The following is a 26,603-nucleotide window of genomic DNA, read 5'->3' on the forward strand; positions in this document are numbered from 1 at the left end:
ATCAGGTTCCGGTTTGGGAGGCGGTATTCGCCTCATTGAGAAAATTAGTGACCAGTTGTACAAAGCGGTCGGCGTGCTCTATCTGAGTCCAGTGCCCGCACTTGTTGAACACATGTAACTGAGCATTGGGGAGTAGCTCCAGTAGGGTTTGTGAGGCAGCCAGTGGGATGACCTGGTCGTCGTGGCCATGTACCAGTAGCGTTTGGTTTGGCAGACTGGCCAACGCGCCTAAAGGGCTGGCCAGCATCTCTATCCAGCGTTGCCGCGGGGCCGGAAACATGGCGGCAAAGGCCTCCTGAACGCCGGGCTGGATACTCGCTTCATAGCGCAATTGCGCCAGGTCGTCAGTAACCATTGAGCGATCAAAAGCAAACATGTTGAGCAGTTTGCGCATGTTGTCCAGCGATGGCTCATAGCCCCAGACCGCATCCAGCCCGGGGGTTAACGGAAAGCTCGCCCCGGCACTGCCCATCAGCACGAGGCGGCGCACCCGGTTGGGATAGGCGATAGCCAGTGCCAGAGCCAGTCCGCCACCAAAAGAGTTGCCAATAATATCGGCCTGTTCAATGTCCAACGCATCTAGCACACCAACGGCATGCTCAACCCAACGCTTTTTATTGTACAGGCTATCTGCCGGGCGTTCGCTGTAACCAAAGCCAAGCATGTCAGGAGCAATGACCCGACGCTCTCTGGCCAGTTCGGGAATGGTCAGGCGCCAGTTTGCCCAAGCGGTTACACCGGGGCCAGAGCCATGAAGAAGCATAACTGGGAAGCCCTCTCCCACATCATGGACATTGGTTTGCCAGCCTGCGGCCTGGATTGTATTGCCAATTTCCGCTCTGGTGTTACTACCGGGTGCAGTCATACCTGTCCCTACAACTTAAGGCAGATGTTTTTGAGTTCGGTATAAAACTCCAGTGAGTGTTCGCCACCTTCACGGCCAATACCCGATTGCTTACTGCCGCCAAACGCGGTGCGCAAGTCACGCAGGAACCAGCTGTTGACCCAGACAATACCCGCTTCCACCTGCCCGGCTACCCGCGCTGCCCGGCTTAGATTTTCGGTCCAGATTGCACTGGCCAAACCATAGGGCAAGCGGTTGGCCTGCTCGATGGCTTCATCTTCCGTATCGAAAGGCTGAATATGGCAACAGGGGCCAAAGATCTCTTCGTTGATGACGGCGGAGTCGTCACTTAAACCGGTCCAGATAGTAGGCTGGATCCAGCTGCCGTTTTTCAGCGCGTCGGGCATATCAGGAATGCCACCACCGGTAACCACTGTTGCGCCATCGTTAACTGCCTGCTGATAGTAAGACAGCACTTTGTCGCGTTGTTTTTGGCTGATCAGCGGCCCCAAATTCACGGTGGTGTCATCCGGCGGGCCAATTACCAGCTTTTCTGCCTCGGCTTTTAAACGACTGACGAATTCATCAAATATGGGCCGCTCCACATACACCCGCTCGGTGCCCAGACAGACCTGACCGCAGTTGGCAAAGGCTGAACGCATGGTGCCTTCAATCGCTTTATCCATGTCACAGTCTGCAAACACAATGCCTGCGTTTTTACCGCCTAACTCCAGTGATATATCGCGCACGCCCTTGGCGGCGTTTTGCATGATCAACTCACCGGTGCGGGTTTCGCCGGTAAAGGTGTAACCATCCACATCAGGGTGGGCGGTAAGGAAAGCGCCGGCAGAGTTGCCGCCGTACCCCTGCACTACGTTGTATACGCCATCCGGTACGCCTGCGTCTTTCATCACTTCGCCAAGCAATGCAGTGGTGGTAGGCGTTTCTTCGGAAGGCTTAACCACTACTGTATTTCCGCAGGCCAACGCCGGACCAACTTTCCAGGTCATCAGCAATAGCGGCAGGTTCCACGGGCTGATGACACCAATGACGCCTTTAGGGCGGCGCACCGCATAATTGAGTGCGCCGGTGCCGTCGGGAGTGGCCATTTCGAAGGCCTCGGTGGCGACATTTTTTACCATGTCGGCGAACACCTTAAAGTTGGCTGCACCACGCGGGATATCAATGTGACTGGCCAACGATTTGGGCTTACCGGTATCGGCGCACTCCGCTTCTAAAAATTCGTCGAAGCGGGCGTTAATACCGTCGGCCACGGCATGCAGAATTTTGCTGCGCTGGTCGATAGTCATTTTACTCCAGGGGCCTTTCAGAGCGGCGCGGGCGGCTTTCACCGCCGCATCCACTTCCGCTTCCCCGGCTTCATGCACCTGACTGATCACCTCACCCGTTGCCGGATTAATGTTATCGAACATGCTGCCACTGGCAGAGCCAACATACTGGCCGTTGATATAATGTTTAACTTCTTTCACAGCGAGTCCTGTATTGATGAGTTAAGTTAAAACCGTAAGAAAACGCTCGTTGAGCACACGGTCGTGATAGAAAATCGCTTTGCCGAGATCCTCGGCTTTCCAGGTAATGGGGTTATGATCGGGATACGTATAATCACCACCGGCAAACACTTCGTTGCGGTTACCCGATGGATCGAAGAAATAGATGGTTTTGCCGTGGGTAATGCCGTGCCGTGTAGGGCCAATATCCAGTGAGGTATTGGTCATGCTGATAAGGTCGGCGGCACGCAGAATATCTTCCCAGGTTTCCAGATAGAATGACGCATGGTGAAACTTGGCTTTTTCTTCATGATGAATAAAGGCAATGTCATGGGCCTTCATCGACAGCGTGAGGAATTGTGCAATCCGATTACCATCAGGATCAAGGACCTGTTCGGCCAGGTAGAACCCCAATACATCTACAAACAAGTCATAGGTTTTGGCCAGCTCATCGCCGTATAATAAACAGTGGTCAAAGCGCACTGCCTTCATGCCGCGAAGCGCCCGGGGCCAGGCTTCCGGATTGGTTTCTTCAACCCCCCATTTACCGGTATACGCTTTGTCTGCATACAACTCAAAGACATGACCGGAAGGTGCGGTAAACTGAACACGGCGGCCGCAATCCTTCAAATCTCCGGCGGCTTTGTGGGTCACTTCTAGGCCAAACGCTTCGATGTCAGCAGTCAGACTTTCAAGGGTGCTATCGTCTACTACCTTAAATGCCATAAAGTCCATGCCCGGTTCATCTGCCTCACGTAGGACCAGTGAAAACTTGTCTACTTCGCTCCAGGCTTTTAAATAAACTCTGCCCTGCTCATCACGGTCGGTTTCGTGTAAGCCTAACAACTCAACGTAATGTTTGATTGATGCTTCAAGATCCAGTACACGCAACTGAATGTGCCCTGGACGTAATACGCCTTTTCTCATTTTATTACCTCGGTGTGTTTTTGTTTTGCCTTGGCTACGCCGGTAATCCCGTTGATAGCCAGTGGTGAGGGGCTGCATTCAATGAGCAAATCGCTGGTGGGCTTAAGCCGACAGGCCAATGCGTACCCCTGTTGTTGTTGTTCTGAAGAGACCTGGGCCTTGCTCATGCGGCCGCATTCATAGCTGCCCGAGATGACTTTGACCCGGCACACGCCGCACCCGCCGCCACGGCAACCAACCGTAATAGTGCGAAGCCCATGACTTTCCATGGCCTTGAGCACAACCTGTTGCTTGCTACAGGTAAAACTGTGTTGGGTGTGTTGCTCGGTGATCACATACTCAGACATGCACTGTTGCTCCGCTGTAAACACTTAAGTCTCCGGCATCAAAGAAAAAATTTTGATGCAGTGCGGTGAACTGAGCAACGGCTGTGCCAAAGGTTAATAAATTGTTTAAATATATTGTTAACCTGTTGATAGAGGAGTAATTTATACAAGGCTTGTGGCATCCATAAAATGAAATTTCCTGGTGTTTAGCCTCTTCGTTACCGCCCAATTTTTATGAAATGATTAATTTTTTTGCATTTTTTGATCATTTGATGAAATCAGTGATTGGACCTTCATTAAAATATTTAATCATTTAGTTGATTTCTGTCCGCTAAGGGTTTTACATATACTTTACATCTGAGCGGCTAGTCAGTGTTCGACAGCGATATGCAGAGGAAAACCATGACCATAAAATTCGAACCAAAGCTTAATCATGTGGATATCCAGGACCTCACTTCACTGATTCAGTTTGAGAGCACCGAAGGCAAGATTTGGTTTGGCGAACAGCGGATTTTGTTTATGCAGCTCCCCGCACTGGCGGCCTTTCGGCGTGAATTAGTCAACAGTATTGGCGTGGAACGGGCCAAAGGTTTCTTTATGCGCCTGGGTTATCAGGGCGGTTTACGCGACGCTGAGCTGGCCAGGCGGTTACGGCCGGATTGCGACGATATGGCGCTGTTCTGGACCGGGCCGCAACTACATTCACTGCGCGGAATGGTAAAAAACCGGCCGATTAAAATAGAAATCGATAAGGATAGCGGCCATTTTTACGGCGAGCTGGAATGGGTGGACTCCTGGGAAGTGGAGATTGTACAAACCGAGCTTGGCCAAATCGATGAACCGGCGTGTTGGTCGTTACTCGGCTATGCCTGCGCTTATACCTCGGCAATTATGGGGCAGGAAATTATTTTCCGTGAGGTGAGTTGTCGTGGCTGTGGTGATGAGCGTTGCCTGATAGTGGGAAAACCTGCCAATGAATGGGACGATGCGGCCGAATTCTCCAGATATTTTACCGCCGAGCCTATTATTGAAGAGCTGTATAGCCTGCAATCGCAGGTGAAGTCGCTGCGTAGCAGCCTGGTTCGCCATCAGGGGCAGTATTACGGGATTGGTGATTCGCCAGAGTATAAAAATGCCTGCAAAAAAATCGACAAGGCGGCACACAGTAAAGTCTCAGTGTTGTTACTTGGGGAAACCGGTGTAGGCAAGGAGGTAATTGCCCGCAGCGTACATTTACGCAGCGATCGCGCCGAACAGGCATTTGTTGCCGTTAACTGTGCAGCCATTCCCCAGGAGCTTATCGAAGCTGAGTTATTTGGGGTGGAAAAGGGCGCGTTCACCGGCGCAAATCAGTCTCGCGCTGGTCGCTTTGAACGTGCCCATGGTGGCACAATTTTCCTCGATGAGGTAGTGGAACTAACGCCCAGGGCTCAGGCCTCTCTGCTCCGGGTACTTCAGGAAAGTGAGGTTGAGCGGGTGGGCGGCGTGAATACCCGCAAAGTGGATGTAAGGGTTATTGCCGCTACCAATGAAAGCCTGGAGCAGGCGGTGAAAGACGGTAAATTCCGGGCCGACTTGTTTTACCGGTTAAACGTCTTTCCGGTGCAGATCCCGCCGCTGCGTAATCGATTGGATGACCTGCCGTTGCTGGTAGAGCACTTCCTTGCCAAGTTTCACAATGATTACTCTAAGCGCACTCTCGGTTTATCGGATAAGTCCTGGCGGTTTATCAAAAATTACTCGTGGCCGGGTAATATCCGCGAGCTTGAGAACGTTATCGAGCGTGGCGTTATCCTGACCGATAATCACGAAACGATTTCACTGGAGTCGCTGTTTGCCAGTATTGGCCCTGAAGCCGGTAATACCGACGATACTCATGTGTATTCAGAAGGCCATGTGGTGAAGCCGAGCAATATAAAATCCGCAGAAGGCTGGGTGGATACGCTTATCAATCAGCAAATCGGCCTGGATACTATTGAAGAGCAGCTTATCAACCGGGCCATGGCAATGACCAACGATAATGTCTCGGCGGCAGCCAGGTTACTTAACCTTACCCGCCCGGCACTGGCCTATCGGCTAAAAAAGCTTAGTGAGAGCGACTCGACAGATGTGAAGTGATCAAATGATCAAAACTGCCAGTTCTGGCAGTTAATGTGCCTGGGAAGTGGTGATCATTAGTATCGCCTTTCATAGTTAATCTACTGAAAATAATGAATAAATAAGAATTTATGGTGATTCTCTGAGAGTCGGTACTAATTATGCTGGGGTAACCGTTACTGTTAGTTGCTTTATGTCATCAGAGGTGTATTTTGCAAAGCCAATCCCAACAACCCGTTACTGTAATTGTATCCAGACGGGTCAAACCCGAAGCCGTAGCTGCGTTTGAAACCTTAAGTAATGAAATGTCACGCCGGGCGAGTGAGTTCGACGGTTATATGGGCGCTACATTATTTCGACCGGTGAGTCCTGAAGATCCTGAATATCGGATGATTTTTAAATTTGCCGATGAGGCTAGTCTGGCGGTATGGGAAAACTCAGCCGAACGGGCTGAAATGCTTGAAAAACTCGAAGCGCTACTGATCTCTCCAACCGAGCGGGAAAAGGTATCCGGTCTGGTGACCTGGTTTAGTTTACCCTCGCAAAACCCGGTAAAGCCGCCACCGAGGTATAAAATGACCGTTGTCAGCTGGCTGGCGCTCTACCCGGCCGCTACACTGATTTTCTGGTTATTCGGCCCGTGGCTTGCGGCAATACCATTGCTACTGCGCACCTTGCTGGTCACAGCTGTGTTAATGATTCTGATGTCATATGTGCTGATGCCGTTTATGACTAAACGCTTTGCTTTTTGGTTATATCCCGGAAGCCCTAAGTAACCTGGCAACTTACTGATCTAAATGGTTATATGAACACTATTGGCGGGTTTGTTTGGGAGACTGGATAACCTGTTTGGGCTAGGCTTTCTGGACCACAAATCCCCCTTTGTTGGGGATAAATTCAAAGTCCGGCACCCGCTCTTCATCGGCGGCTTTGGTTAGGTAGACTATCCAGTAATCAATATTGGAGGACTGTAGATCAGAGAAAAATCAACCCCTATCGACCGTTGCTCGCGGTAAAAATCTAACTCACCCAGTAAATGAAAGCGATGATCTTCAGAACGTTTAAAGGCCTTCCAAACGGCGGTTGGGGGCGATAACCTCCGGTAACGGCTTCGACCTGAATGCCCATGAGACCTCTGTAATAGCGTGGTAGCGGGAAGCCGATGTCATGCAGCCGGGCATTGGGGCTGCCGCCAAGGTTGTGCTTGACATGGATTATGTTGAATTAACTTTGCCTGAGCAATTGCCGGCTGATTGAACCCACTGGTACTGATATCTTCGGCGGCCGTTTCAGCGTATGTTAAAAGAGTAACCAGGGCCAATAAGCCAATCAGGCACGTAAACCAGAACCATACAGTAACTCCTTACTGTCAGCGCTTAGAATGAACGTTTCAGGCCGATCAGAACTCGACGGGTATTACCCACCATATCAATTCGGCTAAACCAGTCAAGCTGCGCCATCGGTAAGGCGCCGGAGACTTCTATAGAACCTCCGTGGCCGGTACCCAGGTAGTCCTCTGTCAACTCGGCACGTTGGCCGAAGTGAGTACTAACGTAAGCATAATAGGCGTACATTTCCAGGGGATACTGACCAACGGTAAACACGTTGTCGAAGCCCAGCACCAGTTTGTTTTCTGCTTCGTCAACACGCCTGACAACCTCCGCAAACCACACACGCTCAGACTGGTGAAAACGCACTTCACTACGTAGGTAATTGCCTTCAATAATGCGCTCTACACCAAACTCCATACTGAATTGCTCGTTGATAGTGGCGCTGTACTCAAACTCGAATAAGTTAAGGTCGTCTGCAAATGACAGAGCCTTATCCGGATCGGTACTGTTGATGGCACCTGCTACCAACTCCAACTGATGGCCGGGCTTTGCTTCGTAGACATGACGAATACCCTGAAACCAGCCGTCTTTCGACATCCCGGTAGCCGAAATGCGGCCTTTGTAGGTAGGAATAATACCAATTTCAGTTTTACCCAGTACATGAGTGCGACGCAGGTAAACACGCCTGACCGCAATCTGGTTGCTGTCGTCATCACCAAAGGTGTTGTGACTGGAACTAAAGTCGTCGCCTGTGACGACAAAACTGTGCAGGCTCCATTGGTTACTGAGATTAAGCTGAGGATAAAAACGCAGCCGAAACTGTGAGCGGTTACTTTGGTCTGAACGATTGTCATAGCGAACCTGCACATCGAGCTTTTGCTGGTAAAAGTCAGCAGATTCTTGTGCCTTAGCCAACGGCGTAACAAGGAAGATGAGACATCCCATAAAGCAGACCAGTGTGGTGCGCAGATAAGCCATAGGATACATTTCTATTCAAAGCTAAAATCGCAGTTTAGCCTAAGTAAAGGGGCTACAACCAGAGTTTCTTTCCGGGCGAAAAGGTTGATTTAACAGAAAAAAGCCGGCAAGGATGCCGGCTAACAAGTGGAGAAGTACCTTTACTAAAGGTCACCAACAACTACGATGGGTCAATACCATAACAGTTGGTATAAATTAAACTAAAGTTTAATTTAATGTAAATATAATGGGAGACGGCGAATACTAGTAATCAAAAAAACGATTCAATTAATCGACTAAATAGAATCATCTTCAATAAAAAAGGCATTCCGAAGAATGCCTTTTAACTGGTCTTGTTCTGATTAGCTCAGGTCTAACTTTTTCTCGAGGTAGTGAATGTTAGTACCACCTGCGTAGAAGTTTTCATCGGCCATAATGCGCCGTTGTAACGGAATGTTGGTTTTAATGCCATCGACAACCAGTTCATCCAGTGCATGACGCATACGGGCAATCGCTTCATCGCGGCTTTCACCGTAAGTGATGAGTTTGCCAATCATCGAATCGTAGTATGGCGGTACGGTATAGCCGGCATAAATATGCGAGTCCCAACGTACACCTAAACCACCTGGTGGGTGGAACATCTCAATTTTACCCGGACTTGGAATAAATGAGTTAGGATCTTCGGCGTTAATCCGGCATTCAATGGCGTGGCCACGGATCTGGATTTGCGACTGATCGATAGACAGTGGCTGACCGGCGGCAATGCGCAGCTGCTCTTTAACCAAATCAACGCCAGTGATCATTTCTGATACCGGGTGCTCTACCTGAATACGGGTGTTCATTTCGATGAAATAGAATTCGCCGTTTTCATACAGGAACTCAAAAGTACCGGCACCGCGGTAGCCTATTTCAATACAGGCTTTACGGCAACGATCACCAATTTTATTGCGCATTTGTTCTGAGATTCCCGGTGCCGGCGCTTCTTCCACTACTTTTTGGTGACGACGCTGCATCGAGCAGTCCCGTTCGCCTAAGTGAATAGCGTTGCCCTGACCGTCGGCCAATACCTGAATTTCCACGTGACGAGGATTCTCGAGGAATTTTTCCATATAAACAACGCTATTACCAAAAGCAGCACCCGCTTCTGCCTGGGTTGTTTCGATGGATTTAATCAGTTCGGCTTCGCTGCGTACAACACGCATACCGCGACCACCACCGCCACCGGCAGCTTTAACTATGATCGGGTAGCCAATGCGCTTGGCGATGGCTTTATTGCGATCGGCGTCGTCTGTTAACGGGCCATCGGAACCAGGTACACAGGGCACGCCGGCCTTTTTCATGGCATTAATCGCAGACACTTTGTCTCCCATCAGGTTGATGGTATCTGCTGTAGGACCAATGAAAATAAAACCACTTTTTTCTACCGCATCGGCAAAGTCCGCGTTTTCGGCTAAAAAGCCGTAACCTGGGTGAATGGCGATTGAGTTAGTGACTTCTGCCGCAGCAATAATGCGCGGAATGTTCAGATAACTTTCGGTAGCGGATGCGTTACCGATACAAATTGATTCATCAGCAAGCAATACATGTTTAAGATTTCGGTCGGCAGTGGAGTGCACGGCTACCGTTTTAATCCCAAGCTCTTTGCACGCTCGCAGGATCCGCAGTGCTATTTCACCGCGGTTAGCTATGAGTACTTTATCCATGAGATTACCGTTTATTCGATGATGAACAGAGGCTGGTCGAATTCTACTGCTTCCTGGTTTTCTACCAGAATAGCCTTAACAACTCCGGCTTTATCAGACTCAATTTGGTTCATCATCTTCATAGCTTCTACGATACACAAGGTATCGCCAACATTAACGCTCTGACCTACTTCAACGAAATTTTTGGCTGTAGGTGAAGAAGCGCGGTAGAAGGTCCCGACCATCGGTGATTTAACGGTATGGCCAGCCGGTGCTTCTGGCTCTGCCGGCGCGGCAGCTGGCGCTGGCGCGGCCGGTGCAGCCATCGGCGGCGGAGCAGCATAATGAACAGGCGCAGCAGCTTGTGAACTGCCGCGGTGAATACGTACAGATTCTTCACCTTCGGTGATTTCTAACTCGGCAATGCCTGATTCTTCGACCAGCTCAATCAGTTTTTTTATCTTTCTAATATCCATAATCTGTCTCTGTTTGTCTTTTCAATTAGTGGGTAAAAATATCGGCTGCTGCGTCCAGGGCGAGTGAGTAGCCTTTAGCGCCAAAGCCTACTATTACGCCAGCAGCGATATCGGAAAAATAGGAATGATGTCGAAATGCTTCACGGGCATGTACGTTCGACAAATGCACTTCAATAAACGGGATGGATACACTTAACAACGCATCCCGCAACGCTACGCTGGTATGCGTAAAAGCAGCAGGATTAATAATGATGCCATCCACCTTACCCATAGCAGCATGGATACGGTCAATGAGCACTGCTTCCGAGTTGGACTGCAAGTGTTCTAGTTCTATACACATGCCTTCTGCCTGTTTTGACAGACCTTCGACAATGTCGTTGAGTGTGGCGTGGCCATATTTTTCTGGCTCACGTTTGCCTAACATATTCAGGTTAGGGCCGTTCAGTAGAAGTATTTTCATTAATCTTGTAGTTATCTTGCGGCTAAGTTCGGCATAAATACCAGTTATACATAAATTCGTGAATGTTTTACACAAAAACCACGTTGAATTAATACTAAAATAAGCTTAATCGACAATTATAGTTAATAATTAAGATATCGCAGCAAAATACTGGTCTTATCAGGAGTTTTAGCCGCAACTTCTCGATATTGAGATAGGCTCAAATAAATGTTGCGGTCGAGCAAAGAGGCAAGTTTACAGGCGATTGCCCCTGGCTTTGCGGCGAATGGCTTCCGTAAGTTGTTTGGCAATCTCCGGAATAGGCAGAGACTTGTCCACACCGCCGCGTTTAACGGCTTCCTTGGGCATGCCGTAAACCACGCAGGTTGCTTCATCCTGAGCAAAGGTGGTGGCACCGTTGTCATGCATTGCGCGCATCCCCTGGGCGCCATCACGGCCCATGCCTGTCAGGATCACGCCAAAGGCATTGTGACCAACGTGTTCCGCAAGGCTATCAAATAGTACATCCACAGAGGGTTTATGACCGCTAACCCGGCCCTCGTTAGTAAGTTGGGTGCGGTAATCTGCGCCGTATTTAATCACGCTTAAATGCTGATCGCCGGGTGCCAGGTAAGCGTGACCGGGCAACAGGCGTTGATTATGCTGTGCCTCGTTAACAGTTAATGCACATTGGCTGTTAAGGCGTTTGGCGAAGGATGTGGTAAAGCCTGGCGGCATATGTTGGGTCATCACGACGGCCGGAAATGAGGCTGGTAACCGGACCAGCAAATCTTTAATGGCTTCGGTACCGCCGGTGCTGGCACCGATACCTACAATTAATTCGGTGCCGGAGTAGGATAACTGGGTTTTGGTCACTGTCTCATTGGCGACCCTTTTTTTGACCCGGGCCCCGGCTGCCGCAATTATCTTGCTGGTAACCAGTTGCTGAAAAGCCAGAAATTTGGCCTGAACATCGATTTTTGGCTTGGGAATAAAATCTACTGCACCCAGTTCCAGCGCCAGCAAAGTGGCATCTGCGCCTTTTTCGGTCAGGGTTGAAATCATCACTACCGGGGTGGGCTTGGCTTTCATCAGGCGGTCTAAAAAGGTCAGACCGTCGACCTTGGGCATTTCGATATCAAGGGTAATGACGTCGGGGCTGAAACGCTTCACCATGTCCTTTGCGACATAAGCATCCGGGGCAGTACCCACCAGGTTTAGGTCGGGATGATTAGCAATAATTTGCCTCATCAACGAGCGGATCAATGCCGAATCATCGACAACCAGTACTGAAATGGTCATAACAAGCTACTCAAAAAAATCAATCTCACCGCTAATCGGCGTATCTTTAATACGCATGCGGTATTCACTTTCACGATCAAGAATAGTGGTGTTGTGCATAATTTTAATTTTACGCACCTTCACTTCTCCGGTGCCGGGGAAAAAATATACTTTGCGTGGGTAGGGGCCCAGTAAATCCCGGGCCAGCACCGGAATATTTTCCAGTTTCAGGTAGTCGAGTACGAATTCACTGTTGCGCTCACCAATGTTGTGGACGGTAAGGCCTTGCAATACGTTGCCACCACCAAACACTTTGGCTTCGAGGCGGTTTCTGTCGGCCCCCATTTTAAGCAGCTCGTTAATAAGCAATTCCATGGCATAAGTACCGTAACGGGCAGAGGTATCCATCTGTCCGGTGGTGACAAACTCATCGTTTGGCAGTAAAAAATGGTTCATACCACCAATTTTGGTTGCGGGGTCGCGCAGGCACACCGATACGCACGAGCCCAGCACTGTTACAATCATCGTTGGGTCTTTGGTGGCATAGTATTCACCCGGCAGGATTTTGACCGCGTCATTGTCGAAGTGTCGGTCAAAATACCGGTTTGGTGTAGTCTTCCCAGGCAATGGCGTCATAAGATTCCCCGGTTAACCTGATAAATGGTTTTCCCCATTGGCCGCATATAACGACTCAGGTGAGAAAAATTTTCAGAATGTCCGGCGATATACCAACTGTCTGTTTTCATTAATCTGAGAATTCGCTTCAGAATCACCTCTTGCGTTGGCTTGTCGAAATAAATCATTACGTTGCGACAAAACACAATATCCAGCCCTGCTTCCATAGCATAGTTATTATCCAGCAGATTTTGTTGAAAGAAATAGATACTCTTGCGTAATTCAGGGACCACTCTTGCCTTGCCTGCGTTGACGCCTACACCGCGATGAAAAAACTGTTTACGTCGCAAGGGGCTGAGTTTTTCGACCTGATCGATGGGATAAATACCGGCTTTAGCCCGCTCAAGCATCCGACTATCGATGTCGGATGCATATATTTTGACATTGGTGGTCAGTGCCCCCCTGGCTTCTGCACAGGTCATCGCTATGGAGTAAGGCTCCTCACCGCTGCTGCTGGCGGTACACCAGATCCGTAATGGGTCTGGGTGAGTAAGCAAAAATCCTTTCAGCTGCTCGAAATGATGCGCCTCGCGAAAAAAGGAAGTCAGATTCGTGGTTAATGCGTTAATAAAGTGTTCGGTTTCAGCCTGATGATTATCCAGATACCTTAAATAGGCCTGAAATGTATCAAGATTCAGAGCGCGCAGCCGCCTGGCCAGGCGGCTGTAAACCATATTATCCTTACTGTCGGCCAGGCTAATGCCCGTGAGCGCACGAATTTTCTGCCGAACCGCATTAAACTCTTTGATCGTAAATGCAAAAGGTTTATCCATGTATACGCTCGTTAAACCTTAAAAACTCTCCCATTCATCATCATCCGGCTTTGCGGCACTGAGTTGCTGAGAACGGGCTGCCATGGCTTTCGCCGACACTTTGGGTTTGCTTTGTGGTTGCGGCGCAGAGCGAATAACCGGCGTACTTTCCAGTTTGCTTTCCTGATCCAATTCGAAGAAATTGACCCGCGAGATTAACTGAGAAGCCTGTGAGCTCATGCTCTCAGCTGCAGCGGCGGCTTCTTCAACCAGGGCGGCATTTTGCTGGGTCATCTCGTCCATCTGAACCACGGCTTTGTTAATTTCGTCGATACCGCTGGCTTGTTCGGCGGAGGCCGAGGCAATTTCTGACATAATGTCGTTAACGCGCTGGATTGCGGTGACGATTTCACTCATAGTGGCGCCAGACTGATTTACCAGCTCATTACCGCTTTCCACTTTAGATACCGAGTCAGATATCAGGCCTTTGATATCTTTTGCTGCATTGGCAGACCGCTGCGCCAGGGTGCGCACTTCTGAGGCCACAACCGCAAAGCCACGGCCTTGTTCGCCAGCACGCGCCGCCTCGACGGCCGCATTGAGCGCCAGTATGTTGGTTTGGAAAGCAATGCCATCGATAACGCCGATGATATCCTCAATCTTCTTGGCTGACTGGTTAATGTCTGCCATGGTGTCAACCACCTGCTCTATCAGTTTGCCGCCAGAGATAGCCACTCGCGATGCCTCTGAAGCCAGGCCATTAGCCTGTTTGGCATTGTCGGCATTAAGCTGCACAGTACTGGTGATCTCTTCCATACTGGAGGCCGTTTCTTCCAGGCTTGATGCCTGTTGTTCGGTTCGGGAAGACAGGTCAGCATTGCCTTTGGCAATGTCAGCCGAGGCGTTGTTAATGGTTTCCGAGCCTGTGCGAATCTCATGAATGATGCTGGACAGATTGGTTACAAAATCGTTTACCGACTGAGCCAGTTGTTCAAATTCACCTTCATATTCGCGCTCAAGACGGCTGGTAAGACTACCTTTGGAAAGCGCGAGCATAACGTCGCAGATATCATTCACGGCAACTTTTCGGCCGGTAATGTCGGTGGCGTATTTTACTACTTTGAAGACTTTGCCGTTGTCGTCAATGATGGGGCTGTATGTAGCCTGAATCCAAACGTCCTTGCCACCATTGCCAATGCGGTGGAATTCACCCGTTTGGAATTGACCGTCTGCGAGTTGTTCCCAGAACAACCGGTATTCGCTACTGGCACGGACGGCTGGATCGACAAACATGCTGTGATGCTTGCCTTTTATGTCGCCAAGGGTGTAGCCCAAAGCATTGAGGAAATTGTCGTTGGCCTCGAGGATTTTACCCGTTGGATCGAATTCAATGACCGCCTGGGACTGAGTAATCGCCTTAATCTGGCCTGAGAAGTAAGCATTTTTCAATTTTTCTTCGGTGATGTCAGTGGCGTATTTGATAACCCGGGTCACTTTTCCATTACTGGTTACCACCGGGTTATATGACCCTTGTATCCAGACTTCTTCACCGCGGCTGTCGTAACGCAAGAATTCCCCTGACACATACTCTCCGCGGTTTAATTTTGCCCACAGCGCTTTGTACTCAGGGGAGTTAGCATATTCTTTATCGACGAAAATCCGGTGATGCTCACCAGCGATTTCTTGCTCGTTGTAACCCATTAGCTCGAGGAAGTTCTCATTGGCCGTAAGAATTTCTCCGTTAGGACGAAACTCGATAACACCCTGGCTTCGGTTCAGCGCAACCAGTTTATTTGATGCGAGGTTATATTCGGTTTTATCTACCCACTCGACCATGGCACCGTCGGGATTGCCCTGCGCGTCGAGCAGCGGCTGAAGCTTGAGGTCAAAGTTGACATCGCCGACTTCAATCGATGAGGACACTGGTGCCCTTAAATCGGCCAGAATACGGCGCTTATGGTCTGGATCTTGGTGGAATTGGTCAATGTTCTGACCCACTAAATTCTCAGCAGAGAAATGCGGCAGTACTGTGCGAATATCAGCTTCATACTTTTTGAGCAGGTTATATACGGCATCGTTAGCATAGATGATATTTCGGTTCTTATCAGCGACCATGACACCGGAAGAGATGGCATTGAGCGCAATTTCATAATATGCCGGCATCTGTGGTTCTGGCTGGCCCCCAAAAAGGTTTCGCAAGTTCATACTGAGCCCTCGTTTTGCTGATTCATGCTGTCAAAAATGCCGATTTCCCTGCTGGTAATCAGTCGTTCTATGTTGACCAGAATGACAAGTCCGTCATCCACGCTGGCCAGGCCATCCAGGTAGCGGCTGTCGAAAGCGACGCCGAATTCCGGGGGCGGGTGAATTTCGCCTTCGGTGACATTGATAACGTCTGACACGCTGTCTACCACAATACCGACAATCCGGTCCTGCACGTTAAGCATAATGACAATGGTAAATTCGTTATATGTGGCTTCACTGACATTAAACTTCACTCGCAGATCGACAATAGGCACAATATCGCCGCGCAGGTTAATAACGCCTTTGATAAAGTCAGGGGCATTGGCAATTTTCGTAACCGGTTCGTAGCCACGAATTTCCTTAACCTGAGTAATGGCCAGGCCATATTGCTCTTCGCCCAACATGAATGTCAGATACTCCTTGCTTGCACCACCAGTTACTGCGCTGGCAGCGTCCTGAGATGACACGGTATTCATCAGGCTAACCCCACTTGATTGATTTGTTCATTTTTCATCAGGTTGTCAACATCGATAATCATGGCCACTTTGCCGTCGCCCATGATGGTTGCACCGGATATGCCGTCTACTTTTTTGTAATGGCGTTCCAGGCTCTTAATCACCACCTGTTGCTTGCCGAGCAGTTGATCCACAATAATGCCGTAACGCTTTTTGCCTATCTCGACCAGCACAATAATTGAGTTGTCAATCGGCTTGCCCGGTCCGTCAATTTGCATTTGCTCGCGCAACGATAGTAGTGGCCAGTACTGCTCCCGGCTCCATAGCATGGTGTCGTTAGCCAGGGTTTTAATTTGCTCTGGCTTGGGTTGCAGCGACTCAATAATATTCAGTAGTGGAACAATATACGTCTCACTGCCTACCGATACACACATGCCATCAATAATGGCCAGTGTCAGAGGTAATTTGATAGTAAAGGTTGAACCCTGGCCGGCGCTTGATTCAATATCAATGCCGCCTTGAATAGCTTCAATATTTTTACGCACCACATCCATGCCAACGCCGCGGCCTGATACGTCGGTAACTGCGTCGGCAGTGGAGAAGCCCGGCGCAAAAATCAACTGCCAGACATCTTCATCAGGCATCTTGGGGTCTACATCCAGTCCGCTAGAAAGGGCTTTCTCCAGAATTTTATCCCGGTTAAGGCCACCACCATCATCCTGAATACTAATCAGGATACTGCCGCCTCGCTGTTCCGCTTTAAGAACGACGGTGCCAGTTTCTGGTTTACCAGCCGCCAGGCGTTTCTCCAATGGTTCTATACCGTGATCCAGGCTATTGCGGACCAAATGGGTAAGCGGGTCGGCGAGTTTCTCGATCATACTTTTATCGACTTCGGTTTCGCCGCCTTCAATAACCAGGTCAATTCTTTTATCCAGGGTTTTGGCTAAATCCCGAACCAGTCTTGGAAAACGATTAAAGATAAATGACACCGGGATCATTCGCATCGACATGACCGCTTCCTGAATTTCGCGCACGTTCCGTGCGAGCTCATCGATGGCACCGCTGAGCTTTTCGCCGGTATCACCGTCTACGTCCTCGCCTATCATTGAAAGAATGGACTGGGTAATCACCATTTCACCCACCAGATTTACCACGCTGTCTATTTTTGTGGTTTCAACTCTTATAGAGCCAGCATCGGCCTTGCTGGTTGCCTTAGGTGTTGGTTTAGCCGTTTTAGCAGATGCTTTGACCGATGGTGTTATGGATGTTTTTTCCTGGTCGAAGAAACCGTAAGCCTCCTCGTCTTTGATCGGCTGGGCGGGTTTGGGCTCGGTGAAAAAGCCAAAGCTGCCATCATTGTCACCATGCTCGTTTTCTGCCGACGTGATTTCTGTTTCCGACTGGCCTGCTGCACCGTCAAAGAAGCCAAAGCCGTCGTCGTCTTCGTCACCGTCAGTGCTTTGATGGGACTGTCCGGGTGCGTCGTCAAAGAAGCCAAAGCTATTATCGTCTTCTGCGGTGATTTCCGCTTCAGGTTGACCGGGTGCGTCATCAAAGAAACCGAAGCTATCATCTTTTTCAGTCGTGTCGGCTGCAGGGGGAAGTTCAGCGCGCTCGCTTCTATCGCCTTCTGCAAACAGAATATTTTCCAGTGCTGCCTTACCCTCTCCTATCTGCTGCCAGTTGATCTCGCTTTCATCCTGGTACGTCTGAAGAATATCGCCGAGGGTATCGGTGGTGGCCAGCAATACATCAACGATATCGGTCGTTAAATCGAGTTCATGTTTACGGGCCTTATCCAGGATGGTTTCCATCACGTGGGTGAGGCCGGTTAAGGCGTCGAAGCCAAAAATACCGCTGCCACCCTTAATAGAGTGTGCGGCGCGAAATATACTGTTGAGATCTTCCGCGTCGGGGTCGTCTGTTGAAATGTTTAACAGCAGTTCCTCCATGGTTTGAAGATGCTCCTGGCTCTCTTCAAAAAACACGGTGTGAAACTGATTCATATCGACAGACACGTACGACTACCCAAGCAGCTTTTTAGCGATGGCCAGTAATTTGGACGGATCAAACGGTTTAACCATCCATCCGGTGGCGCCGGCCGCTTTACCCTGACTTTTCAGGGTATCGCCGGCTTCAGTTGTTAACACCACAATAGGCACAGTTCGGTAGCTCATCATGCCTCGCAGGGACTTAATCAGGGTAATACCATCCATTCGTGGCATATTCTGATCGGTAAGCACGAAGTCATAACGGGTGGTTTGGCATTTATCCAGTGCCGCCTGTCCGTCTTCGGCTGAGTCCACATTGTAGCCGGCCCCACGCAGGGTAACCTCCACCATTTGACGGATCGACATAGAGTCGTCAACGATTAGTATTTTCTTGCTCATATCTGTATTAATTCCTTGCTATGGACATGGTCGTTTGATTGCTTTTGGCATTCCGCTCACCTGTCTGGCACATTGTTTCAACAAGCCCGAGGCCACGCCCACTAAGACCTTGCTGAACGGCGGAATGGTCAGACAGCGCAAAACCCGAACCGGAGTCTTCCACTGATATCTTTATAAACGTAGTCGAATTTGTGTAAATTTGTATGATTAACTGGTCAATATTTGTCAGGCTACCTATACGCTCTTCGCGTAATGCTAGGTAGGAGCCAAATCCTTCAACGTCATTTTTGAGCTTTGAGTCTCAATGGAGGATGCCATGACCAAGCGCGTTATTGATGGGCTCGGCCAACACGGTAAAAGCTTTTTGGCATAGATCGCTGGGCAATCCGGAATTTTGCATAATGTGGATCAGACTTTACCGATTATCGGCTAATTGTTTTGCTTGCGATATTAATCTGGTTGATGAATAGGCTTCACCTGCAGAATTGGTTTGTTCAATCACACCATCGGTATAAAGTGCCAGTTGCTGGATTTCCTCCAATGGGATTTGCTCGGGTTGAATACTGAACTCGCTGGGCTTCATGATGCCGAGAGGCATGGCTTTCGAGCGAACCGCTTTACCTCACCCAGGTTACAACAGCACAAGGCACCTGGCAGGCCGGCCTTCACGATGACTATCGTGGAGGGGTAGAACAAATCTCACTACTCAATAGCGCCACAAAGCGGTCATCGGGTCTTTTCTGTATATGATTTGCGATTGATTTCGTGAAAAATTTCGTCGATCGATTTGCCTTTATGCGCCATTGCTTTTGCGGTGGTCACAATGGGTATAATACAGATCGCTGCCGCCAGACCATGCCCCATGGCCTCTGCCAGTATAATCTGAATCTTACCGCAGGGGTTGGGGGGCGAAAAGATGGTGTCACCACTGAAATTCGTTATTGGCCTGATCCAGACTGCTGCGTTGAAAAGTCAGCAGGTTACGGATCTGTTCCCATAACAAATCAATGCTGACCGGTTTAACAATGTCGTCGTGCACACCCTGACTAAAACTGTTACTGATACTATTAAGCTGGTCGTCTATGGATACCATGATCACATACGGCGGTGGTTCCGTTTGTTGTAAAGCGGATAATAAATTAGTGCCCTGACCGTCCGGCAGGTGATTATCCAGAATCACTACGTCTAAATGGTGCTTATTAAGCACCTCCCGGGCATCCTCAAGGGAAAAGGCTGTGAGATAACTTTTACGCCCCTGAGCATTAAATCAGAGACTAACAACTCACAAAAATCGTGTCATCGTTGACAACCAGTACCTTTTCTGTTGGTTTGGGTGCTTCTTGTGAGTTCTTGAGAGCGTTTAACTTGTGCGGATAAAGTTGGCAATTTCGAGTACTTCCAGGGCTGTGCTCTTAGCACTCGCGATTTTCACATCACAGCCGTTGGCTTAGGCGCGCTTTTTAAGCCGTACCACCATCCCCAGGGCTGCACTGTCCAGATAAAGTACCCTGGAAAAATCCAGAGTGCTCATGGTGCCTTTTTATCTTCCAGCCTCTTGTTGAACTGCTCGGTAAAAGACTTGTGAAAACTTAAGTTAAAGCGTTCCGGGACTGAAATTGTTGAATTCATTGATGCTCCGTTAAAACAATTCAATCTCACCTGCTGCGACAGAAGAAGATGACACGGGGTTATGCAGTGCCGCCCACTCTGACTTCACTTTTTGCTGGAATTGTTGCGGGTCATTTAAAAATGCCTGGCAGTGAGTATCGTCCAGCAAATCAGCAAGGTTCATATTCAGCAATGTAACAGTACCAATAGTATATTCAATATACTGACGATTAATGTCGCCAAACTGCAGGCTGCGGGTGGCATTATCAAGCGCCGAATTTAACTCAATGGATAAGTCATGCAGGCCCGATGTGATCTTTTGATCGTGTTCAGCCTTAACGATAATCCGCTCCAATGCTTGGTTAATATCTTTTTTCGCTTCAATAACATAACTCACATCATAGGCTGCCAGTATGCCAATACGGTCGCTCAGAGAGGAGATTTTGTCATTAATACTGTTAATTTGGGTCTGAATCGATTCGCTAAACTGAGCGGAGCGATTTGATAAGCTGCGTACTTCATCTGCCACTACCGCAAATCCGCGCCCATGTTCCCCTGCACGGGCAGCCTCAATAGCGGCATTCAGTGCCAGCAAGTTGGTTTGCGCTGCAATACTGTCAATGTCTTTCAGCGCTTGAATAACCGACGGTACGGTGTCGTTAATGGCGGTAATTTGCTCAAGGATTTCCATGATCCCGGCCGACATATCGACGGTACTTTGGATAAAACGGTCCAGCGTTACGCTGGTACGCTCAGCAAAGCTGCGCATTCGATCGCTATATAACTCATCGCTTTCATCGTCGGCTTTGATCAACTGCAAAATGGTATTGCTTTGCTGATCAACCAGGCGTCGCAGACCAATGAAACTGGTGCTAAGGGTGTCCACTGCATCATTGTGGGTGGAGATAATATTGGCCAGGCTCGACTCGCAGTCGGCCAGCACTTCCGTTGATGTTTGTGCAACCCTTTTTAGCGCAGGTTCTGCCGCAACGAGACTCTTAGTCTGACTGTTTTGCGGTATTGAAGCCGCTTGTAGCACAGCATCGCGGTTTGCATGTGATGCCGGTGTCAGGTACTCATAGGCGAACACCGCCGCAGCGAGAACCAACACTCCAACTACGCCGGATACAAACTGAGCGAGCATCAGAGCAACAACTGTTGCTATCCCTACAACAAAATATTTATTCATGACTTTCTCTAATCCACAGGCTAACGCTATGAATTGTAGTACATATATGGCGCTACGGTAGGGAAGTCTTAAAGACGGTGCAACTACCCTTATCGATAGTTGCAACGCATTGATGAATAATTAATTTTTTAATATAGATAAAATTAAGAATTTTATCTTTTAGATTGTTTAAACATAAATTTAAAAGTTAAATTATTGATTTTTGCCTAATGCGTTTGTTACATGTCGGGCGAAAGGTTCTGCTTTCATAAAGCCGGTTACCCTGGCTTTGGTAAGCTCATTGCCTGCTTCGTCGAACAGTAAAATGGTGGGCAGTCCCAACACGTCAAAAGCATCCTGAAAAGCCAGGTTGGTTGGCGTGTTATCGGTTAAGTCAATCTGCATCCACACCGTGTTACTCAGTGCATCAATCACTGCCGGATCAACAAAGGTGTATTTTTCAAACTCTTTACAGGCCACACACCAGTCAGCATAAAGATCAACCATAACCGATTTGCCTTCAGCGTTGGCGGAAGCAAGTTTTTGTTCAAAATCCTCAAGGTCTTTCACCACCATAAATTTTGGGTGGGAGGCGGCCTGCGAGGTGGCGCCGGCGGATGTGTCGGAGGTCTCATAATGTCCACCACCCTGGCCAAACAGCGCGTTATAGCCCAGCATAGCGGATACAAACAGACCCACAAAAATCACCAGTGACCGTACGCCTTTGGCAAATGTGGCGTTAGTTGCCTGATTAACCACCTGATAATAACTAAAAGCCCCCAGGCCAAGCGCCGACCAGAGCAGCATGCTGTAGTTTGAATTCCACAGTCGTTCAACAAACACAATCGCTACGGCCAGTAACATAAAGCCAAAGGTGGTTTTAATAATGTTCATCCAGTTACCGGCTCTCGGCAGTAACTTACCGCCCGTCATAGCAAAGATAATCAGCGGGATCCCCATGCCCAGGCTTAGCGCGTACAGGGCAAGGAAACCCAGTGTCATATCGCCGCTTTGGGCGATAAAGATGAGTACACCGGTGAGTGGCGCCGTTGTGCAGGGCGAGGCAATTAAGCCAGAGAGTATGCCCATAACAAAAACGCCCACCAGGCTGCCTCGTTGCTGAGCATTGCTCATGCCGCTGACTTTTTCCTGCCACTTACTGGGTAACTGGATTTCGTAGACACCAAACATGGCAGCGGCCAGTGTGACAAAAACAACTATAAAGGTGCCAAGGATGTACGGACTCTGGAGCGATGCCTGAAACTGCACTCCGGCAGAGGCAACCACCAGACCCAGCAATGAGTACATGATGGCCATGCCCTGCACATACACAAAGGCGAGCGTGAATGCGCGGGACATTTTAATGTCTTTGCCCTGACCAATAACGATACCCGATACAATAGGATACATGGGGAACACACAGGGCGTAAAAGCCAGCCCTATCCCCAGCGCTAAAAACAACAGCAGGGTTAGCGGCAGATTTTCGTCGGATTGCAACAGATTGGCCAAATCGTATTGCTCGCTGACCGTTTGTGCTTGCGCTGGTGCAGTGGACGTTTGTGTTTCGCTACCGCTTAACTCACCGGTGACGCTGACACCCTTAATTTCGTTGAGGTAAATCACCTTAGTGGTGGGCGGGTAGCATAACCCGGCGCTGGCACAACCCTGATAGCGAAGCTTAACCACGCCATCCTGCACGGATTCGATGATGGGGTAACTGAACGACACCGTGTTGTAAAACACATCAGAAATGCCAAAAAACTCATCTTCAATCTGCTCGGCCGGTGGGAATACGGGTTCGTCCAGAGTGGCGTTTTTGGTGGACACCTTAAACTGCTTTTTATACAGGTAATAACCGTCCGCGATGTCAAAGTGGACTACCAGCATGTCGCCTTTTTGAGAAAAATCAAAAACAAAGGCTTTTTCTACCGGCAGAAATGACGGTTCGTCGCTGAACAGATCATCCATGTTATTGTCACTTAACTGGGCCGAGACCACTGTTGTGAATAACAAGGCAAAAAATGTCAGAGTGATTACTGCTAACCGGGACTGATTCACCGAATTACTTCCTCTTTTCAATGTTTAATTCCTGTTCTACCCAAGAGCCGTAAGCTGCACTTGCTGCACAGGCCGGAACGGCAATCCACTGCGGCACATCGTAGTTGTGCAGCGCCGTAACCAGTTGCTCTGCTTCAGCAAGCTTGTGCTGGTGGGTTTTGATGAGCATCAGGAACTCCTGATCCTGCATCACTTTATTATCCCAGCGATAAACTGAGGTCATCCCCGGCACTATCTGCACGCAGGCGGCAAGATGTTGCGATAGCAACTGGTTGGCAATGGTTTCCGCATTTTCCCGCGAATCCGTGGTGCAATATGCAATGCAAAGGTCTGTTATCATTCTCATAGGACCGGGTTTATCCCAAATAGTATTCAACTTGTCCGGCTTGCCGGCACTTTACCGAGCAAATCGGGTCTATGACAAGTTAATCATCGTTAATACGGGATAAACTTGCGTTACGATGACTTGGGTTTGCATAATTGTGCCCCATCTTCATTAACTGAAACTTAAGACTGCAACAGGAAACGTACATTGCGCTTTTTATTATTACTTTTCATTGTCATGCCAATCGTTGAAATTTCGCTGTTGCTGCAGGTGGGTGACGTTATTGGTGGTTGGAATACGGTTGGGTTAATCGTTGTTACCGCTTTTGTTGGTGCTTACCTGGTTCGTCAGGAAGGCATCTCAACATTACAAACTGCACAAGCGAAAATCGCCCAGAATCAGGTACCGGGTAAAGAAATGATGGAGGGCATGTTGCTGGTGGTTGCCGGTGTGCTGTTAGTCACCCCCGGTTTTATTACCGATATCATCGGTTTTGCTTTTGCGCTGCCTTTTTCCCGCCAATTCATTGCAAGCAGAGCCGCCAGTCATCTTACGGTGCGCACGTTTAACGCCACGCAGCAGTCAACTTATCAGTACACTAGCCGTCCCTCGGCGCACGATGAGGGTGATACCATAGAAGGTGAGTATACCGACAAGTCAGAAAACGATCCGAATAAGCGCTTGAAATAACATCAGACGCTGAGCGTTCCGGCTATACAGTGAGGCTTCCATAAACGCTTCGAACTGGTGTTGATTTTGGGCCTGACCAGTTGGCAAAGAAACCATATTGATAGGATGTGCTGGGCTTAAATTTAAACAGATAATCCTGGGGCCCGACAAATTGTTCGGCTACTTTGCTTTTACGCACGAACAGCGCCATACCTAAATCCAAATCATCCCCTGGCAAATTCTGCTTGTTGCAAGTGGCAATCATTTTCCAGTTCGGACCTTCTTTCTCGATATATTCCACGCCCTTAAGTTTCAACAATCCGGTCACCGGCTTTAATGGCATTCACCGTGCTGACACCGTCAACAGCCCAGTCGTCATACTTTACCTTAAACCGACTTTGTTCCGGGGCCATTTTCCAGCAAGCGCCAGTGTGTCGCGTCGACTTCCTTAACGTGCGGTACACCGTCATTAACCCAGCGTACCAGCGCACCCTGGCCGATTGACTTGCCCGCCTTCAGCATCATCGCCCCAGTCATTGAGTGCGTGATAACCGTCGTAGCCATTCTGTTCGACCTGAGGCAAATCCATGTCAGTGGTGGTGTTAACAAATACGTCGATACCGTTGCGCCAGTCCAGATACAAACGGTAGCCAATCAGGTCATTTTCCCTACCCGGGCCTTCATAACACAGGTAATAAGAAGGAGCGGAGAGTTGCTCCGGTGAGGTGAAAGTCTCTACCGGGGTAAACTGATAATCGTCGGCAACATAGTCACTACCCTGCAATTCTCCATCCTGACGGATAGATAACTTGGCATGAGTTTTTACTATGGAGTGTTCTGCTGCGACGGAAGGTGTGTCGACGACTGAGTCATTGACTGGGTCTTCGACTGGGTATTATCAGAGCAGGCCGGGAGCAGTACGGATGCGGCGATTAGCGATTTGACGAGGTGCCGTTTCATGGTTTTCTCTGTGGTTCGTATTCGATAATCAATCGTAAAAATTTGGTTAATCATGTTGACAATTGCCACCGGTGGCAATTATTTTAAATGTTGTTAACAAAGTTTCTTCCCAGGGCGAGCTTGTTAACATCCTTAAAATTGTAATCGCAAAATTATGCAAGAGGTGACATGCCAGATTTTAGTTTAACTCGCCGCTCTACTCTGGTTACCGGTGCCAGCAGAGGCATCGGGCAAGCTCAGGCGGTTAGTCATTTTATGAGTGAACCGCACGAACCCCGCCATATCTTCGTACATAACCATCAGGCCATATTATCACCGCCGTGGTCAATCCGCTGTGGGTACGGTAGCGCCAACTATGCCTTTATCCGGGGGGCAGGAGAAAACCTGGATTATGATGATATGGGTAAATCCCCCTGCCAGCGAATTGCGCTAGGAGCGTTTTGATGTTCAACATGATCGTAAGGTTAACCAGTGTCATTGTTATCAGTCTTGGGTTAACCAGTTGTGGCTCTGATAACAACAGTGAGGTCACTACCTTGCGTTTGGGTCATACCCTGGATACTCAGCATTCGGTACACAAAGCCATGGTTTATTTCGGTGAACGCCTCAAGCAGTTATCCGATGGTGCCATGGACGTAAAAATTTACCCGAGCAGCCAACTGGGTACCGAGCGCGAGATGATCGAGTTACTGCAAATTGGCTCATTGTCCATGACCAAGGTCTCGGCCAGCCCGCTTGAGGGCTTTGTGCCCGCCATGAAGATCTTCAGTATTCCTTACATTTTTCGCGACAACGACCATTTCTGGAAAGTGCTTAACAGTGATGTAGGGCAAGGGTTGCTGGCTGGTGTTGAGCTCTTCAGACTCAAAGGTCTGGCCTATTATGACGCTGGCAGTCGCAGCTTTTACACCAATAGCAAGCCGGTCAGAACGCCGGCTGATTTAGCAGGCATGAAAATTCGGGTCCTTAATAGCCCTACTGCAGTACGCACTGTTCGCGAACTGGGCGGTGCTGCTACGCCGGTAGCCTGGGGCGAGCTCTATACCGCGTTGCAACAAGGTGTGGTGGATGGTGCGGAAAACAATCCGCCCAGTTACTATCTGTCGCGTCACTATGAAATTGCCCGTTACTACTCGCTCGATGAACACACCTCAGTACCTGACGTGATGCTGATGTCATTGCGTGTGTGGGAAAGCCTGACCGAACAGCAACAGGCGTGGGTCGATCAGGCTATGCAGGACTCCGTGACTTTTCAGCGCAAAGCCTGGCAGGAGTCAACGCTTGACTCACTGGCAAAGGTCGAAGCTGATGGTGTGGAAGTGATCTATCCTGACAAACAGCCATTCGTTGAAGCAGTAAAACCTTTCCACGACAGTCTGCGCGGCACCGCCGTTGGCGATCTCATTTCTCAAATTAAGGCCATGTAGC

27 protein-coding genes and 1 pseudogene are annotated in these 26,603 nt (G+C 49.1%); 5 read left to right on the top strand and 23 right to left on the bottom strand.

Going from position 1 to position 26,603, the window contains the following annotated elements:
- Position 1: 1 nt before the first annotated feature.
- Genes AC2T0J_RS08045 through AC2T0J_RS08060 form a run of 4 tightly spaced genes read right to left on the bottom strand, consistent with a single transcriptional unit; the run spans position 2 to position 3,626 of the window.
- Complete coding sequence (locus AC2T0J_RS08045; protein ID WP_489809617.1) at positions 2-865, bottom strand: alpha/beta fold hydrolase; 864 nt, start codon at positions 863-865, stop codon at positions 2-4.
- An 8-nt stretch (positions 866-873) separates the two neighbouring features.
- Positions 874-2,334, bottom strand: coding sequence for a 2-hydroxymuconic semialdehyde dehydrogenase (locus AC2T0J_RS08050; RefSeq protein WP_489809618.1), 1,461 nt, complete (start codon positions 2,332-2,334; stop codon positions 874-876).
- 21 nt (positions 2,335-2,355) lie between these two features.
- A complete protein-coding gene (locus AC2T0J_RS08055; RefSeq protein ID WP_489809619.1) occupies positions 2,356-3,279 on the bottom strand; it encodes a catechol 2,3-dioxygenase in 924 nt (307 codons plus the stop codon).
- Positions 3,276-3,626, bottom strand: a complete 351-nt coding sequence (locus tag AC2T0J_RS08060) for a 2Fe-2S iron-sulfur cluster-binding protein (RefSeq protein ID WP_489809620.1) — start codon at positions 3,624-3,626, stop codon at positions 3,276-3,278. The genes AC2T0J_RS08055 and AC2T0J_RS08060 overlap by 4 nt, the downstream gene beginning before the upstream one ends.
- Before the next feature lie 381 nt (positions 3,627-4,007).
- Between AC2T0J_RS08060 and AC2T0J_RS08065 the strand changes: the two genes are divergently transcribed.
- Positions 4,008-5,723, top strand: a complete 1,716-nt coding sequence (locus AC2T0J_RS08065; RefSeq protein ID WP_489809621.1) for a sigma 54-interacting transcriptional regulator — start codon at positions 4,008-4,010, stop codon at positions 5,721-5,723.
- A 191-nt stretch (positions 5,724-5,914) separates the two neighbouring features.
- Entirely contained in the window at positions 5,915-6,478 is a 564-nt protein-coding gene (locus AC2T0J_RS08070) for an antibiotic biosynthesis monooxygenase (RefSeq protein ID WP_489809622.1), read from the top strand.
- 600 nt (positions 6,479-7,078) lie between these two features.
- Here the strand turns inward: AC2T0J_RS08070 and AC2T0J_RS08075 are convergent.
- From AC2T0J_RS08075 to cutA, 17 genes are all read right to left on the bottom strand, one after another.
- The gene (locus AC2T0J_RS08075; protein WP_489809623.1) at positions 7,079-8,011 is read right to left on the bottom strand and encodes a hypothetical protein; all 933 of its coding nucleotides are present in this window, start codon (positions 8,009-8,011) and stop codon (positions 7,079-7,081) included.
- A gap of 341 nt (positions 8,012-8,352) precedes the next feature.
- A complete protein-coding gene (accC, locus tag AC2T0J_RS08080; protein WP_489809624.1) occupies positions 8,353-9,693 on the bottom strand; it encodes an acetyl-CoA carboxylase biotin carboxylase subunit in 1,341 nt (446 codons plus the stop codon).
- Positions 9,694-9,704: 11 nt separating this feature from the next.
- Positions 9,705-10,148 carry an acetyl-CoA carboxylase biotin carboxyl carrier protein gene (gene accB / locus AC2T0J_RS08085; RefSeq protein ID WP_489809625.1) on the bottom strand — a complete coding sequence of 148 codons (444 nt, stop codon included), beginning with the start codon at positions 10,146-10,148 and terminating at the stop codon, positions 9,705-9,707.
- A gap of 25 nt (positions 10,149-10,173) precedes the next feature.
- Complete coding sequence (gene aroQ, locus AC2T0J_RS08090) at positions 10,174-10,608, bottom strand: type II 3-dehydroquinate dehydratase (RefSeq protein WP_489809626.1); 435 nt, start codon at positions 10,606-10,608, stop codon at positions 10,174-10,176.
- 234 nt (positions 10,609-10,842) lie between these two features.
- Positions 10,843-11,889, bottom strand: a complete 1,047-nt coding sequence (locus AC2T0J_RS08095) for a protein-glutamate methylesterase/protein-glutamine glutaminase (RefSeq protein ID WP_489809627.1) — start codon at positions 11,887-11,889, stop codon at positions 10,843-10,845.
- Between the two features lie 6 nt (positions 11,890-11,895).
- Positions 11,896-12,504, bottom strand: coding sequence for a chemoreceptor glutamine deamidase CheD (gene cheD, locus AC2T0J_RS08100; protein ID WP_489809628.1), 609 nt, complete (start codon positions 12,502-12,504; stop codon positions 11,896-11,898).
- Positions 12,501-13,316 (bottom strand): CheR family methyltransferase, encoded by an 816-nt coding sequence (locus AC2T0J_RS08105; RefSeq protein WP_489809629.1) that lies wholly within the window; start codon positions 13,314-13,316, stop codon positions 12,501-12,503. The genes cheD and AC2T0J_RS08105 overlap by 4 nt, the downstream gene beginning before the upstream one ends.
- Before the next feature lie 18 nt (positions 13,317-13,334).
- Positions 13,335-15,458 (bottom strand): methyl-accepting chemotaxis protein, encoded by a 2,124-nt coding sequence (locus tag AC2T0J_RS08110; RefSeq protein WP_489809630.1) that lies wholly within the window; start codon positions 15,456-15,458, stop codon positions 13,335-13,337.
- A gap of 38 nt (positions 15,459-15,496) precedes the next feature.
- Entirely contained in the window at positions 15,497-16,015 is a 519-nt protein-coding gene (locus AC2T0J_RS08115; protein WP_489809631.1) for a chemotaxis protein CheW, read from the bottom strand.
- Entirely contained in the window at positions 16,015-18,015 is a 2,001-nt protein-coding gene (locus tag AC2T0J_RS08120) for a chemotaxis protein CheA (RefSeq protein ID WP_489809632.1), read from the bottom strand. The genes AC2T0J_RS08115 and AC2T0J_RS08120 overlap by 1 nt, the downstream gene beginning before the upstream one ends.
- A gap of 6 nt (positions 18,016-18,021) precedes the next feature.
- Positions 18,022-18,387: a response regulator gene (locus AC2T0J_RS08125; protein WP_105933105.1), complete on the bottom strand. Its 366-nt coding sequence runs from the start codon at positions 18,385-18,387 to the stop codon at positions 18,022-18,024.
- A gap of 415 nt (positions 18,388-18,802) precedes the next feature.
- On the bottom strand, positions 18,803-18,985 hold the full coding sequence (locus AC2T0J_RS08130) for a SpoIIE family protein phosphatase (RefSeq protein WP_489809633.1): 183 nt from the start codon (positions 18,983-18,985) through the stop codon (positions 18,803-18,805).
- A 128-nt stretch (positions 18,986-19,113) separates the two neighbouring features.
- A complete protein-coding gene (locus AC2T0J_RS08135) occupies positions 19,114-19,251 on the bottom strand; it encodes a SpoIIE family protein phosphatase (protein WP_489809634.1) in 138 nt (45 codons plus the stop codon).
- A 58-nt stretch (positions 19,252-19,309) separates the two neighbouring features.
- Positions 19,310-19,594, bottom strand: coding sequence for a response regulator (locus AC2T0J_RS08140; protein ID WP_489809635.1), 285 nt, complete (start codon positions 19,592-19,594; stop codon positions 19,310-19,312).
- Positions 19,595-20,026: 432 nt separating this feature from the next.
- A complete protein-coding gene (locus AC2T0J_RS08145; RefSeq protein WP_489809636.1) occupies positions 20,027-21,184 on the bottom strand; it encodes a methyl-accepting chemotaxis protein in 1,158 nt (385 codons plus the stop codon).
- A gap of 192 nt (positions 21,185-21,376) precedes the next feature.
- On the bottom strand, positions 21,377-23,131 hold the full coding sequence (locus AC2T0J_RS08150) for a protein-disulfide reductase DsbD (protein ID WP_489810305.1): 1,755 nt from the start codon (positions 23,129-23,131) through the stop codon (positions 21,377-21,379).
- A 94-nt stretch (positions 23,132-23,225) separates the two neighbouring features.
- Positions 23,226-23,561, bottom strand: coding sequence for a divalent-cation tolerance protein CutA (cutA, locus tag AC2T0J_RS08155; RefSeq protein WP_489809637.1), 336 nt, complete (start codon positions 23,559-23,561; stop codon positions 23,226-23,228).
- 192 nt (positions 23,562-23,753) lie between these two features.
- Between cutA and AC2T0J_RS08160 the strand changes: the two genes are divergently transcribed.
- Positions 23,754-24,236, top strand: coding sequence for an FxsA family protein (locus tag AC2T0J_RS08160; protein ID WP_489809638.1), 483 nt, complete (start codon positions 23,754-23,756; stop codon positions 24,234-24,236).
- Positions 24,237-24,258: 22 nt separating this feature from the next.
- Here the strand turns inward: AC2T0J_RS08160 and AC2T0J_RS08165 are convergent, their stop codons facing one another.
- Positions 24,259-24,558: a hypothetical protein gene (locus AC2T0J_RS08165; protein ID WP_489809639.1), complete on the bottom strand. Its 300-nt coding sequence runs from the start codon at positions 24,556-24,558 to the stop codon at positions 24,259-24,261.
- A gap of 126 nt (positions 24,559-24,684) precedes the next feature.
- The gene (locus AC2T0J_RS08170) at positions 24,685-24,999 is read right to left on the bottom strand and encodes a DUF4861 family protein (protein WP_489809640.1); all 315 of its coding nucleotides are present in this window, start codon (positions 24,997-24,999) and stop codon (positions 24,685-24,687) included.
- Positions 25,000-25,418: 419 nt separating this feature from the next.
- On the opposite strand from AC2T0J_RS08170, the pseudogene AC2T0J_RS08175 reads away from it, so the two are divergent.
- Together AC2T0J_RS08175 and AC2T0J_RS08180 are read left to right on the top strand one after the other, a co-directional pair.
- Positions 25,419-25,619 (top strand): annotated as a pseudogene (locus AC2T0J_RS08175) (5-dehydro-4-deoxy-D-glucuronate isomerase); the annotation flags it as partial.
- Positions 25,619-26,602: a TRAP transporter substrate-binding protein gene (locus AC2T0J_RS08180; RefSeq protein WP_489809641.1), complete on the top strand. Its 984-nt coding sequence runs from the start codon at positions 25,619-25,621 to the stop codon at positions 26,600-26,602. The pseudogene AC2T0J_RS08175 and the gene AC2T0J_RS08180, both read left to right, overlap by 1 nt.
- The last annotated feature ends 1 nt before the right edge of the window (position 26,603 follow it).

The sequence above is a fragment of the Alteromonas sp. ISO5 genome (assembly GCF_058105165.1).

Bases quoted from the DNA above. Each gene is read 5' to 3' on its own strand.
- AC2T0J_RS08180 (WP_489809641.1), top strand. From the start codon at position 25,619: ATGTTCAACATGATCGTAAGGTTAACCAGTGTCATTGTTATCAGTCTT.
- AC2T0J_RS08105 (WP_489809629.1), bottom strand. From the start codon at position 13,316: ATGGATAAACCTTTTGCATTTACGATCAAAGAGTTTAATGCGGTTCGG.
- AC2T0J_RS08060 (WP_489809620.1), bottom strand. From the start codon at position 3,626: ATGTCTGAGTATGTGATCACCGAGCAACACACCCAACACAGTTTTACC.
- cheD (WP_489809628.1), bottom strand. From the start codon at position 12,504: ATGACGCCATTGCCTGGGAAGACTACACCAAACCGGTATTTTGACCGA.
- AC2T0J_RS08075 (WP_489809623.1), bottom strand. From the start codon at position 8,011: ATGGCTTATCTGCGCACCACACTGGTCTGCTTTATGGGATGTCTCATC.
- AC2T0J_RS08150 (WP_489810305.1), bottom strand. From the start codon at position 23,131: ATGGATGATCTGTTCAGCGACGAACCGTCATTTCTGCCGGTAGAAAAA.
- AC2T0J_RS08095 (WP_489809627.1), bottom strand. From the start codon at position 11,889: ATGACCATTTCAGTACTGGTTGTCGATGATTCGGCATTGATCCGCTCG.
- AC2T0J_RS08165 (WP_489809639.1), bottom strand. From the start codon at position 24,558: ATGCCATTAAAGCCGGTGACCGGATTGTTGAAACTTAAGGGCGTGGAA.
- accB (WP_489809625.1), bottom strand. From the start codon at position 10,148: ATGGATATTAGAAAGATAAAAAAACTGATTGAGCTGGTCGAAGAATCA.
- AC2T0J_RS08145 (WP_489809636.1), bottom strand. From the start codon at position 21,184: ATGAATAAATATTTTGTTGTAGGGATAGCAACAGTTGTTGCTCTGATG.
- AC2T0J_RS08065 (WP_489809621.1), top strand. From the start codon at position 4,008: ATGACCATAAAATTCGAACCAAAGCTTAATCATGTGGATATCCAGGAC.
- AC2T0J_RS08045 (WP_489809617.1), bottom strand. From the start codon at position 865: ATGACTGCACCCGGTAGTAACACCAGAGCGGAAATTGGCAATACAATC.
- AC2T0J_RS08110 (WP_489809630.1), bottom strand. From the start codon at position 15,458: ATGCCGGCATATTATGAAATTGCGCTCAATGCCATCTCTTCCGGTGTC.
- AC2T0J_RS08125 (WP_105933105.1), bottom strand. From the start codon at position 18,387: ATGAGCAAGAAAATACTAATCGTTGACGACTCTATGTCGATCCGTCAA.
- cutA (WP_489809637.1), bottom strand. From the start codon at position 23,561: ATGATAACAGACCTTTGCATTGCATATTGCACCACGGATTCGCGGGAA.
- AC2T0J_RS08115 (WP_489809631.1), bottom strand. From the start codon at position 16,015: ATGAATACCGTGTCATCTCAGGACGCTGCCAGCGCAGTAACTGGTGGT.
- accC (WP_489809624.1), bottom strand. From the start codon at position 9,693: ATGGATAAAGTACTCATAGCTAACCGCGGTGAAATAGCACTGCGGATC.
- AC2T0J_RS08055 (WP_489809619.1), bottom strand. From the start codon at position 3,279: ATGAGAAAAGGCGTATTACGTCCAGGGCACATTCAGTTGCGTGTACTG.
- AC2T0J_RS08130 (WP_489809633.1), bottom strand. From the start codon at position 18,985: ATGCCTCTCGGCATCATGAAGCCCAGCGAGTTCAGTATTCAACCCGAG.
- AC2T0J_RS08135 (WP_489809634.1), bottom strand. From the start codon at position 19,251: ATGGGGCATGGTCTGGCGGCAGCGATCTGTATTATACCCATTGTGACC.
- aroQ (WP_489809626.1), bottom strand. From the start codon at position 10,608: ATGAAAATACTTCTACTGAACGGCCCTAACCTGAATATGTTAGGCAAA.